The 11,714-nt window shown below is 74.2% G+C and carries 8 protein-coding genes; all 8 read right to left on the bottom strand.

Going from position 1 to position 11,714, the window contains the following annotated elements; genetic code table 11:
• The coding region (murC, locus tag BF93_RS10755; RefSeq protein WP_332248916.1) for a UDP-N-acetylmuramate--L-alanine ligase at positions 1-1,600 on the bottom strand (1,600 nt) is incomplete at its 3' end.
• A 36-nt stretch (positions 1,601-1,636) separates the two neighbouring features.
• Positions 1,637-2,716, bottom strand: a complete 1,080-nt coding sequence (murG, locus tag BF93_RS10750; RefSeq protein WP_038372519.1) for an undecaprenyldiphospho-muramoylpentapeptide beta-N-acetylglucosaminyltransferase — start codon at positions 2,714-2,716, stop codon at positions 1,637-1,639.
• Complete coding sequence (locus BF93_RS10745) at positions 2,713-4,206, bottom strand: peptidoglycan glycosyltransferase FtsW (protein ID WP_084148459.1); 1,494 nt, start codon at positions 4,204-4,206, stop codon at positions 2,713-2,715. Before BF93_RS10745 ends, murG begins: the two co-directional genes overlap by 4 nt.
• 33 nt (positions 4,207-4,239) lie before the next feature.
• On the bottom strand, positions 4,240-5,760 hold the full coding sequence (gene murD / locus BF93_RS10740) for a UDP-N-acetylmuramoyl-L-alanine--D-glutamate ligase (protein WP_038372619.1): 1,521 nt from the start codon (positions 5,758-5,760) through the stop codon (positions 4,240-4,242).
• Positions 5,761-5,780: 20 nt separating this feature from the next.
• Positions 5,781-6,884, bottom strand: a complete 1,104-nt coding sequence (gene mraY, locus BF93_RS10735; protein WP_038372517.1) for a phospho-N-acetylmuramoyl-pentapeptide-transferase — start codon at positions 6,882-6,884, stop codon at positions 5,781-5,783.
• Positions 6,881-8,374, bottom strand: a complete 1,494-nt coding sequence (locus BF93_RS10730) for a UDP-N-acetylmuramoyl-tripeptide--D-alanyl-D-alanine ligase (protein WP_038372516.1) — start codon at positions 8,372-8,374, stop codon at positions 6,881-6,883. The genes mraY and BF93_RS10730 overlap by 4 nt, the downstream gene beginning before the upstream one ends.
• Positions 8,368-9,939, bottom strand: a complete 1,572-nt coding sequence (locus BF93_RS10725) for a UDP-N-acetylmuramoyl-L-alanyl-D-glutamate--2,6-diaminopimelate ligase (protein ID WP_051486835.1) — start codon at positions 9,937-9,939, stop codon at positions 8,368-8,370. The genes BF93_RS10730 and BF93_RS10725 overlap by 7 nt, the downstream gene beginning before the upstream one ends.
• A gap of 7 nt (positions 9,940-9,946) precedes the next feature.
• Positions 9,947-11,644, bottom strand: a complete 1,698-nt coding sequence (locus tag BF93_RS10720; RefSeq protein ID WP_232226326.1) for a peptidoglycan D,D-transpeptidase FtsI family protein — start codon at positions 11,642-11,644, stop codon at positions 9,947-9,949.
• Between the last annotated feature and the right edge of the window lie 70 nt (positions 11,645-11,714).

Raw genomic sequence — 11,714 nt, 5'->3', positions numbered from 1 at the left:
TCGGCTCCGTGCGGCGCGCGGGCTCGGCGCGGCGCACCGGCGGCTCGGCGCGGCGCGGGGCTCCGGGCCTGCGGGGCGGCCTGCGGGAGCTCACGCCGCCGTCTCCGGGGTGCCGCGCAGCGCCGCGAGCACTCCCGGGGTGTCCTCGACGATGTCGCCGGCGCCGAGCAGGAGCACGACGTCCCCGTCCCGGGCCTCGGCGGCCACGAGGGCGCCGATCCCGGCACGGTCCGCGACCTCGACCAGGTGCCCGCGCGTGCCGTGCCCGGTGATGGTGCCGGCCGTGACGGTGGGGTCGGGGTCCTCGCGCGCGCCGTAGACGGGCAGCACCCGCGAACTCCGCGGCGAAGTCCCGGGTGCGGGAGTACAGGTGGGGCTGGAAGACGACCAGGACCCGGCCGCCGCGGCCGGCGGCGTCCACGATCCCGCGGGCCGCCTGGACGGTGGCCTCGACCTCGCGCGGATGATGGGCGTAGTCGTCGTACACGGCCACGCCGGCCTCCGTGCCGCGCAGGTCGAAGCGGCGCGCGGCCCCGCGGAAGGCGGCGAGACCGGCGGCGAGGTCGTCGAGGGCGGCCTGCGGATCCGCGAGGGCGGCGGCGGCGATCGCCCCGAGGGCGTTGAGGACGTTGTGGTGACCGGCGACCGCGAGGTCGAGCGCCAGCTCCCCGCCGGGGGCCGCGACGCGGGCGCGGGCTCCCGCGGTGGTGCTCTGCTCGGAGACCAGGCGCCAGTCGGCCTGCTCGGCGGCGCCGTAGGTCGCCACCGCGCCCCCGGCCGCGCGCACCCGCGCACCGAGCGCCGCGGCGCCGGGGTCATCGGCGCACACCACCAGGGTGCCGCCCGGGGCGATGCGCGCGGCGACCGCGTCGAAGGCCGCGGTGAGGTTCGCCGGCGTGCCGTGGAAGTCGAGGTGATCGGGCTCGAGGTTGGTGACCACGAGCACGCGGGGACGGAAGGCGAGGAAGGAGCCGTCGGACTCGTCGGCCTCGACCACGGCCGGCGCCGGCCGGTCCGTCCGTCCGGCGGCCGGGTCCGCGCCGAAGCCGGCGTTGCGGCCGAGGTCGGGGACCGCGGCGCCGAGGGCCCAGGCGGGGTCGTGCCCGGCCCCGCGCAGGGCGAGGGTGGCCATGGCCGTCGTGCTGGTCTTGCCGTGGGTCCCGGCGACGGCGATCAGGGGGCGCCGGCCGAGCAGGCCCTCGAGGGCGGCGGCACGATGGATGACGGGGATCTGCCGCTCGCGGGCGGCGATCACCTCGGGATTGTCGGGACGCACCGCGGTGGAGACGACGACCAGGTCGGTGTCCGGGGCGAGGGTCTCGGCGCGGAAGCCGATCACGATGCGCGCGCCGGCCTCCTGCAGGGGGCCGATGAACTGGCCGTCCTGGGAGTCGGAGCCGCTGACCCGCAGCCCGGCCTCGAGGGCCAGGCGCGCCACCGCGGACATCCCGGCCCCGCCGATGCGCACCACGTGGATGCTGCGGACGTCCTGCTCCGCGGCCGCGGGCCAGTCATCGCGGGTGATCACGTCACCGGGACGGAGGATGGTGCGCACCTGCGGCGCGGGGGCATCGGCGGGGGCGGGCGCGGGTTCGGTCATGGCAGAAACGGTATCGCTCGGGCGCAGCGGGGACGCTCAGGCTCCCCGTGCGGCGCCGATCACGATCGCGGCCATCTGCTCGGCGGCGTCGGCGATCCCGAATCCGCGCGAGCGCTCGGACATCTCGGCGAGGCGGTCGGCATCGCGCAGCAGCGGCAGCACCGTCCCGGTGACGACGCCCGGGGTCATCTCGGCGTCCGGGACCATCAGCGCGCCGCCGGCGGAGACGACGTCCTGGCCGTTCAGGGCCTGCTCGCCGTTGCCGATCGGCAGCGGGACGAACACCGCGGGCAGACCCACGGCGGTCACCTCGCACACGGTCCCGGCGCCGGAGCGCGTGATGGCGAGGTCCGCGGCGGCGTAGGCGTCCTCCATGGCCTTGACGTACTCGAGGACCCGGTAGCCCTCCTCCTCGGCGAGATCGGCCTTGCCCTTCCCGGTCACGTGCAGCACCTGCACGCCGGCGTCCAGCAGGGCGGTGCGGGAGGCGTGCACGGTCTCGTTGATCCGCTGCGCTCCCAGCGAGCCGCCGGTCACCAGCAGCACGGGACGCGAGGGATCGAGCCCGAAGGAGCGCACGGCATCCGCGCGGCGCTCCTCCCGGTCCAGGTGCGCGATGCCGGGCCGCATCGGCATGCCGATGCGGCGGGCTCCGGGCAGAGGGGTGGCGTCGAAGGCGGTGAGGACCGCCGCGGCGCGGCGGGCGCCGAGCCGGTTCGCCAGGCCCGGGCGACGGTTGGCCTCGTGGACGATCAGCGGGATCCCTGCGGCGGCGGCCGCGAGGTAGGCCGGCGGGCAGACGTAGCCGCCGAAGCCGGCCACCGCCTCGATGCGCCGTTCCCGCAGCAGGCGGCGCACCGCGCCGATGGTGCCGCCGAAGCGCATCGGGAAGCGCAGCGCGTCCAGGTCCGGCCGGCGGGGGAAGGGCACCTTGGGGATGGTGATCAGCTCGAAGCCGGCCTCGGGCACGAGATCGGCCTCGAGCCCGTCGGCGGTGCCGAGGACGAGGATCTCCGCCTCGGGCTCGCTGCGGCGGATGCGGTCCGCGACGGCGAGCAGCGGGGAGACGTGCCCCGCGCTCCCTCCTCCGGCGAGCAGGATGCGGGGTGCGGTCATCGGCGTCCTCCCGAACGGCGCGAGGTGCGGCGCGAGGATCTCGGCGCCGCGGCGGATCCCGCTGAGCGGGATGTGGACTTCGTCGGGCGCGGCGTCGCGGAGCGGCCCGCGCGGGTGCGGTGCGCGGCAGCGCCCGCCGGGCTCCCGGAACGGCCTCGCCCGGGCAGCCGGGCGAGCAGGCGGGACAGCGCGGAGGGGCGGCGGGGCCGCGCGGAGCGCTCGGACTGCGAGGCGGGCATGACCGTCAGCGAGGTGCGCACGGAGCCGATCCGGGCCGAGATCGCCTCCTTCGCCCCGGGCTCGTGCCGGGCGAAGGACAGCAGGATCCCCAGCGCCATCATCGAGGCCACCAGGGCGGAGCCGCCGGAGGAGATGAACGGCAGCGGCACGCCGAGCACGGGCAGCAGCCCGGTGACCACCATCATGTTCACCAGGGCCTGTCCGAGGAGCCAGGCGCTGATGCCGCCGATGGTGATCTGGACGAAGGCGTCGTCGATGCGGGTGATCATGCGGAACAGCACCAGGGCCAGGAGGGCGAACACGGCGACCACGCTGAGCGTGCCGATCAGGCCCAGCTCCTCGCCGATGATCGCGAAGATGAAGTCGTCCTGCGCGGCGGGCAGGCGGCCCCACTTCTGCGCGGACTGGCCGAGGCCCTTGCCCCACCAGCCGCCCTCGGCCAGGGCCTGCAGGCCGATGTTCGACTGGTCGCAGGTGGCTCCCTCGCAGGTGCCGTGGAGCCAGCTCGAGATGCGACGCATGCGGTTGGCGCTGGTGACCGTCAGGGCGATCACGCCGATCGTGCCGACGCCGGCGACGAGGGCGAACCAGCGCCGCGGCACGCCCGCGACCCACATGGAGCCGGCCACCAGCATGGCCATCACCAGCATGGTGCCGAGGTCGTGGCCCAGGACCACGAGGCCGAGGGACAGCATGACCACGGGCACCAGCGGGACGATCAGGTGGAAGGGCCGGCTCAGCAGGGGGCGCTTCACGGCCAGCAGCGCGCCGAGCCAGACGGCGAGGGCGAGCTTCAGCATCTCGGAGGGCTGCAGGGTCTGCCCGCCGACGACGATCCAGTTGCGGTTTCCGTAGACCTCCCAGCCGAGCGGGCTGAACACCAGCAGCTGGAGCAGCACCCCCAGCATCAGGGCCGGCCAGGCCAGGCGCTTGTACCAGCTCGGCGGCAGGATCGCGGCGACCAGCAGCCCGGCCAGGCCGATCAGGGCGAAGCGTCCCTGCCGGAAGAGCCCGGCGTAGCCCGACTCCCCCTTGGCGATGTTGATGACGGCCGAGCTCGAGAGCACCATGACCAGCCCCAGGCACACCAGGATCGTCCCGATGGCGATGAGCGCATAGAAGTCCAGCGCCGGCGACCTCGTCCAGGCGGCGACGCCGGCGCGGACGCGGGCGCCGATGTCCCCGAGGGGGCGCTCCTCGTCCGGTCGCACGACCGCGGTGGAGCGCTTGCGGGTCTCCTGGGTCGTCACCGTGCCTCCTTGGCCGCAGCGGTCCGGGCGGACTCAGCCGTCCGCATGGGCGATCTCCCGCGCGGCGGCGGCGAACAGGTCGCCGCGCTCCGCGTAGTTCGCGAACTGGTCCATCGAGGCGGCGGCCGGCGCCAGCAGCACCACGTCCCCGTCCCCCGCGAGCGAGCGGGCGGCGCGGACGACGCGGCGCATGTACTCCGCGCGGCCCTCCGCGTCGCCAGTGTGCCCCGGATCGGGGCGCTCGAGCGGGAGGGCGGGGGCGTGTCGGGCCAGGGCGTCGCGGAAGGGCGCATCGTCCTCGCCGATCAGCACCACGCCGGTCAGACGCCCGGAGACGGCCTCCACCAGGGAGTCGACGTCGGCCCCCTTGGTCAGCCCGCCGGCGATCCAGACGATCCGCTCCGCGGAGACGAGGGAGGCGCGTGCGGCATCGGGGTTGGTGGCCTTGGAGTCGTCCACGTAGACCGTCCCGCCGCCGGTGGCCACGACCTCCGCGCGATGGGCGCCGGCGCGGTAGCTCCGCAGGCCGTCGCGGACGGCCTCCTGGGGGACGCCGTGGGCCCGGGCGAGCGCGGCGGCCGCGAGGGCGTCCAGCACGATGTGCGGCGGCGCGCCCTGCGGCCCCAGATGGGCGAGGTCCGCGAGAGTGCCGAGCTCCGCGGCGCGGGTGCGGCGGTCCTCGATGAAGGCGCGGTCCACGAGCATGCCCTCGACCACGCCGAGCTCCGAGAGGCCGGGGCTGCCCAGGCCGATGCCGACGGCGCGCGCGCCCTCCTGGACATCGGCCTCCTCGACGAGATCTCGGGTCGTCTCGTCCGCGGTCGCGTAGACGCAGGCGGTGCGCACGCCCTCGTAGATGCGGCCCTTCGCGGCCGCGTACGCGGCGAACGACCCGTGCCAGTCCAGGTGGTCCTCGCTGAGGTTCAGCACCACGGCGGATTCGCACTGCAGGTGCTGCGTCCAGTGCAGCTGGAAGCTGGACAGCTCGACGGCGAGGACGTCGAAGCCCTCGGGATCCAGGGCGGCCTCGATCACCGGCAGGCCCACGTTCCCGCAGGCGACCGCGCGCAGGCCGGCGGCCTGCAGGATCGACTCGAGCATGGTGACCGTGGTGGTCTTGCCGTTGGTGCCGGTCACGCCCAGCCAGGCGGGGCCGTCGGCGGGCTGCATGCGGCGGGCCAGCTCGACCTCGCTCCAGATCGGCACGCCGTCGGCCGCGGCCTGCGCCAGCAGGGGCTGGTCGGGGCGCCATCCGGGAGAGGTGACCACGAGGTCCACGGGGTCGCCCGCGGGCAGCGCCCGGGTGTGCTCGGGTCCGAGCAGGGCGCGCAGGCCGAACACCTCGAGGATGCGGGCCTGCTCGCGGGCGCGCTCGGTGTCCGCGGCGTCCACGACGGTGACGCGGGCGCCGCGCTGGAGGGTCTGGTCGGCCACGGCGTAGCCGGAGACGCCGAAGCCGGTGACGAGGATGTGCAGTCCGGACACGTCCATCCCCGGCCAGGGGCGGTCCTCCGCCCTGCGGGGGTCGTTCCCGGCGCGACGGGACGCGGCCATCTCGGGCTCGGGAGAGGCGGTCATGAGCTCAGCCTGGGGAGGGCCTCGAGGTAGAACAGGCCCAGCCCGACCGCGGCGAGCAGGCCCGCGACGATCCAGAAGCGCACGACGATGGTGACCTCGTTCCACCCCAGCAGCTCGAAGTGGTGCTGCAGCGGCGCCATGCGGAACACCCGCTTGCCGGTCGTCTTGAAGCTGACCACCTGGATGATCACGGAGAGGGAGATGGCCACGAACAGCCCGCCGATGATCGCGCCGACGATCTCCGTGCGCGAGACGATGGTCAGGCCCGCGAGGGCGCCGCCGAGGGCGAGGGAGCCGGTGTCGCCCATGAAGATCTTCGCGGGCGAGGTGTTCCACCACAGGAAGCCGACGCAGGCCCCGATGATCGCGGAGCAGACCACGGCGGTGTCCAGCGGGTCGCGGGCCGTGTAGCAGTGGGGGGCGCCGGCGGCCAGGTCCAGTCCCTCCGCGCAGCCCTGGCGCCACTGCCAGAAGGAGATCAGCAGGTAGGCGGCGGCGAACAGGATGGTCGCGCCGCTGGCCAGGCCGTCCAGGCCGTCGGTGAGGTTCACGCCGTTGGACCAGGCGGCCACGAGGAAGTTCGCCCAGATCGCGAACAGGATGAAGCCGACCACGGTGCCGCCGAAGGCGAGGTCGAGCCAGGGGATGTCGCGCACGAAGGAGATCTGCGTGGAGGCGGGCGTGTTCCCGTGGCTGTCGGGGAACAGCAGCGCCAGGACCGCGAAGACGGTCGCCACCAGGAACTGGCCGATGAGCTTGGCCCGGGGGCGCAGGCCCAGGCTGCGCTGCTTGGAGATCTTCAGGTAGTCGTCGAGGAAGCCGACGAAGCCCAGGCCGACCATGAGGAACAGCACCAGCAGCACCGAGACCGACGGCCAGGTCTGGGTGACCGCGTGGGAGATGAGGTACCCCAGCACCGTCGCGAGGATGATCGCGACGCCGCCCATGGTGGGGGTGCCGCGCTTCGTCGAGTGCGAGGTCGGGCCGTCGTCGCGGACGAACTGCCCGTAGCTGCGGCGCACCAGCAGCTTGATGTACTGCGGGGTGCCGAGGATGGAGAGCACGAAGCTTCCGATTCCCGCGATGATGATCGCGATCATGCCGGGGTGTCTCCTTGGTCGGGGCGTTCGCCGGTGGCTCGGGTCGCGCCGTCGGAGGCGACCTGGTGCAGATGGTCCAGCAGGCGCGGGCCGAGGGTCCGCAGGCCCGCGTCACGGGAGGACTTCAGCAGGACCACGTCGCCGTCGCGCACCTCTCGTTCTAGCACAGCCATGGCCTCGTCGAGCGTCGCGACATACTCCGACTCCCCGCCGAAGCTGCCCTCGAGGCAGGCCCCCTGGTGGATGGGTGCGGCGCCCGCGCCGACCACGATCAGGCGGGAGACGTTCAGCCGCACGGCCAGGCGCCCGATCTCGTCGTGCAGACGGATGGAGTCCGCGCCGAGCTCGCGCATCTCGCCGAGCACCGCGATGGTCCGATGGCCGCGGCCGAGATGCGCGAGGGTCTTCAGCGCGAGCCGCATGGAGTCGGGGTTGGCGTTGTACGCGTCGTTGACCACGAGCACTCCCCCGGCGCTGCCCGTCTCCATGCGCTGGCCGGAGAGCGGCTCGGCGGTGCTGAGCACCGCGGCGGCCCCGGCGAGATCGGCCCCGGCCATGAGCGCGGCCGCGGCGGCGGCCAGCGCGTTGAGGATCTGGTGCTCGCCGAGCATGCGCATGCTCACCGGTGCCGTCCCGGCGGGGACGATCGTGCCGTCGGCCCGCTCCAGGTCGCGCTGCAGCTCGAGGGTGAAGGCGGGGCGGGCCAGCTCGTCCAGGCGGATGTCGCGGGCGCGCAGATCGCCCAGGTCCAGTCCCCAGGTGATGACGGGGGCGCTGGTCCGCGAGGCCATCTCGGCCACGCGGGTGTCCTCCGCGGCGAGCACGGCGCGGCCGTGCGGGGGGAGCGCCTCGACGATCTCGCCCTTGGCCCGGGCGATCGCCTCGACCGACCCGAACTCGCCCAGGTGGGCGGTGCCCACGTTGAGCACGAGGGACACGTCCGGCGGGGCGATGCGCGTGAGGTGGGCGATGTGCCCGACCCCGCGCGCCCCCATCTCGAGCACCAGGAAGCGGGTCCGGGAGTCCAGGGAGAGCACGGTCAGCGGCAGGCCCAGCTCGTTGTTCGGGCTCCCGGCGGGGGCGACGGTGGGGCCCAGCGGCTCCAGGAGGCGGCCGATGAGGTCCTTGGTGCCCGTCTTCCCGGCGCTGCCGGTCACGGCGATCACGCGCAGCTCGGGGGCGAGCTCGCGGGCGCGCGCGAGCTGGACGCGGGCGAGCTCGCTCAGCGCCGCCTCGACGTCGTCGACGCGGACGGCGGGGACCGGGACGTCCTCGCTCACCAGGGCCAGCGCGGCGCCTGCCGCGTGCGCGGCCTCCGCGAAGCGGTGCCCGTCCACGTGCTCACCCGCGAAGGCGGCGAACAGGTCGCCGGCCTCGACGGCCCGGGAGTCGATGCGGGCGCGCCCGGTCACGGTCTCGGTACCGGCGGCCCCTCCGATCAGGGTCCCCCCGGTGATGCGGGCGATCTCCGCCGCGTCGGCAGTCAGCATCCCAGCGTCTCCGTCCCGGTCCTCGTGCTCCCGGTCAGGGATGCGCGCAGGACCTCACGATCATCGAACGGATGGACGATACCGCCGATGTCCTGACCGGTCTCCGCCCCCTTGCCCGCGACGAGGATGGTGTCCCCCACATCGGCGATGCCGACGGCCAGGGCGATGCCCTCGGCGCGCCCGGCCACCTCGTGGACCTGGGCCGATGCCGCATCGGGCACGCCGGCGAGCAGCGCGCGACGGATCTCCGCGGGATCCTCGCTGCGCGGGTTGTCGTCCGTGACGACGACCACGTCGGCGAGCCGCGCGGCGACCTCCCCCATCAGGGGGCGCTTGCTGCGGTCGCGGTCCCCGCCCGCACCGATCACGGCGATCACGCGCCCGGAGCCGGCGACGGATCGCAGCGAGACGAGCGCCTGCTCGAGGGCATCCGGCGTATGCGAGAAGTCGACGATCCCGCGCACCGGCGACTCGGCCACGAGCTCCATGCGCCCGGGGACGGTGCCCTCGGCGGCGAGCGCGCGGTGCACGGCCTCGCCGTGCACGCCGATGGTTTCGAGCATCAGCACCACGGCGACGGTGTTGGCGACGTAGTGGCGGCCCGGCAGCGGGGAGCGCAGGGGGACGTCCGGCGACGCGCCGTCCCGCTCGAGCAGGAAGCGGCTGCCGAATCCGTCGGCGCGCAGATCGCGCACCCGGGCATCGGCGGGAACGTCCTCGCGGGTCGTGTAGGTGGTCACCGGGATGCTCGCCTGCGCGGCGAGGCGGCGGCCCCATGCGTCGTCCACGCAGACGATCCCCCGACGGGCGTGCGCGGGGGTGAACAGCTGCGCCTTGGCCTGGAAGTAGGACTCCATGTCGCCGTGGAAGTCCAGGTGGTCCTGGCTGAGGTTGGTGAAGCAGGCGACGTCGAACACCACCCCGTCGGCGCGGTGCAGGACCAGGGCGTGGCTGGAGACCTCCATCGCGCAGGAGCCGACCCCCTGCTCGACCATGCGCGCCAGGATGCCGTGGACCTCGGGGGCCTCGGGGGTGGTCCGGACGGTGGCGACGGCGTGCTCGGTGCCGTCGTCCCCGACGAAGCTCGTGCCGCTGGTGCCGATCACCCCGCTGCTGCGGCCCAGGGCCAGCAGGGTGCGGTGCGCCATGGTGGTCACGGAGGTCTTGCCGTTGGTCCCGGTGACCGCGAGGGTGGCCAGGCGCTCGGCGGGCTCCCCGTACACGGCGGCGGCCGCCTGCGCGGTCGCCGCCCGCGGGTCCTGGATCACCAGCGCCGGGAGACCCGCGTCCGCGCAGCGCTGCGCGCCCTGCGCATCGGTCAGGGCGCAGGCCGCGCCGCGGGAGGCCGCCTGGTCGGCGAAGTCGGCGCCGTGGGCGCGGGCTCCCGGAAGGGCCGCCCAGAGGTCCCCGGGACGCACCGACCGGGAGTCCAGCGTGATCCCGGTGATCGGCGCGCGGGGCGCGGGCCCCTGGAGGCGGGCGCCGATGCGCCCGGCGAGATCGGCCACCGGGAGCGGAGCCGTCTCGCGCGGGCGCGGGGGCTCTGGCGAGGCGTGAGCTGTCATCGACGGGTCACCATTCGTTCTTCAGGGTGCGCGGGGCCACGCCGGTCGGCGCGATGCCCTGGTTCTGCAGGGCATACTCCATCAGCTGGCTGAACGCCGGCGCCGCGGCGCGCGCTCCGGAGATGAAGGTCGGCAGCCCGTAGACGAACACGCCGATGACGAGCTCGGGGTCGTCGGCCGGGGCGAAGCCGATGAAGGACGCGGTGTAGGTGCCGTCGCCCACCTGCGCCGTCCCGGTCTTCCCGGCCACGGCGTAGTTCTTCACGGCGGCGGCGCTCGTCTCGTCGTCCGCCGCGTTGTCCATGAGCTCGACCATCGTGTTCGCGGTCTCGGAGGAGACGACGCGGGTCTGCTCGGGCTGGCCGAGGCTGCGGATGCTGCCGTCGTCCTCGCGCACACCGGAGACCAGGGTCGGCTCGACGCGCACGCCGTCGTTGGCGAAGGTGCCGACCGCGGCGACCATCTGCAGCGCCGTGACGGAGTAGGCCTGGCCGAACGAGGTCGTGTACCGGTCGCGGCCCTTCCAGTCCTCGGCCGGATGGAGGATGCCGGCGGACTCGCCCGGCAGGTCCACGCCGGTCTTCTCGCCCAGCCCGAACTTGCGCAGGTAGTCGTAGCGGGTCTGCGGGTCCAGGGTCTCGGAGATCTGGACCGTGCCCACGTTCGAGCTGTTCTTCAGGACCCCCGCGAGGGTCAGGTGCTGCTCCTCGTGGTAGTGGGAGTCCTTGATGCGGTGGCCGTCGAAGTACTTCTCGTAGGGCACCACGTACTCCGACTCGGGCGTGACCGTGCCCTCCTCGAGGGCGGCCGCCATGGTGAACAGCTTGCCGGTGGAGCCCGGGGCGAAGACGTCGGAGATCGAGTGGTTGCCCAGGTAGTCGTCGGCCCCGGGGGCGTTCGGGTCGTAGGTCGGGTAGTCCGCCAGGGCATAGACCTCCCCGGTGCGCGCGTTGTAGACGACCGCGCTCCCGCTGGTGCCGCCCTTCTCCTGGACCGCCGCGGCGACGATCTGCTGCGCCTTCCACTGCAGGTCGCGGTCGATGGTCAGCACGACGTCCTGGCCGTCCACGGCCGGGGTGGTCTTGGTCTGGCCGGTGGGGATGATCTGCCCGCCCGCGCCGCGCTCGTAGGTGATCGAGCCGTCGGAGCCGCTGAGGTAGTCGTCGTAGGAGTACTCGACGCCGGCGAGGGGGTCCCCCTCGGAGCCGACGAAGCCCAGGATGTTCCCGCCGACGGGGCCCGCCGGATAGATCCGGTCGGAGACCCGGTCCGAGCCGATGCCGGGGATCTTCAGCGAGATCACCGCGTCCCGCACGGCGGGCTCCACGTTCTTGTCGAGGTAGAGGAACCCGCGATCGCCCGTGAGGGTCTTCTCGGTGTCGGCGACCGACCAGCCCAGCAGCGGGGCGAGCTGCTGTGCGGCGGCCTTGACGCCCTTCACCTCGGCGTCCTTGTCCTTCGCGAGGTACTCCACCACCTGCTTCTGGTTCACCCACAGGTCGTAGCGCTCCACGCTGCTGGCGAGGACCTCGCCGTCGCGGTCGGTGATCTCGCCGCGCAGCGCGCCGATGGTCCGCTCCGTGGTGCGCGCCTTGACGGCCTCCTGGGCGCGGGCGCTGGCGTCCAGCCCCTGCACCCAGATGAGGCGCCCCGAGAGCGCCATCACGGCCACCAGCATCATCGCCACGAGGAAGCGGTGGCGCACGGCCGGGGTCCCGACCTTCGCCGTCGGGACCAGACCGGCCCCGCGACGGCCGCGCGGGCGCCGCCCGCGC

The organism is Brachybacterium phenoliresistens, from assembly GCF_000576425.1.
GTDB classification, from domain to species: domain Bacteria; phylum Actinomycetota; class Actinomycetes; order Actinomycetales; family Dermabacteraceae; genus Brachybacterium; species Brachybacterium phenoliresistens.
This window is presented reverse-complemented; position numbering and strand designations above follow the sequence as displayed.

What these genes read in the sequence shown, in the direction of transcription:
- murG (WP_038372519.1), bottom strand. Translation starts at nt 2,716, where the DNA reads ATGACCGCACCCCGCATCCTGCTCGCCGGAGGAGGGAGCGCGGGGCAC.
- murD (WP_038372619.1), bottom strand. Translation starts at nt 5,760, where the DNA reads ATGGCCGCGTCCCGTCGCGCCGGGAACGACCCCCGCAGGGCGGAGGAC.
- mraY (WP_038372517.1), bottom strand. Translation starts at nt 6,884, where the DNA reads ATGATCGCGATCATCATCGCGGGAATCGGAAGCTTCGTGCTCTCCATC.
- BF93_RS10730 (WP_038372516.1), bottom strand. Translation starts at nt 8,374, where the DNA reads ATGCTGACTGCCGACGCGGCGGAGATCGCCCGCATCACCGGGGGGACC.
- BF93_RS10725 (WP_051486835.1), bottom strand. Translation starts at nt 9,939, where the DNA reads ATGACAGCTCACGCCTCGCCAGAGCCCCCGCGCCCGCGCGAGACGGCT.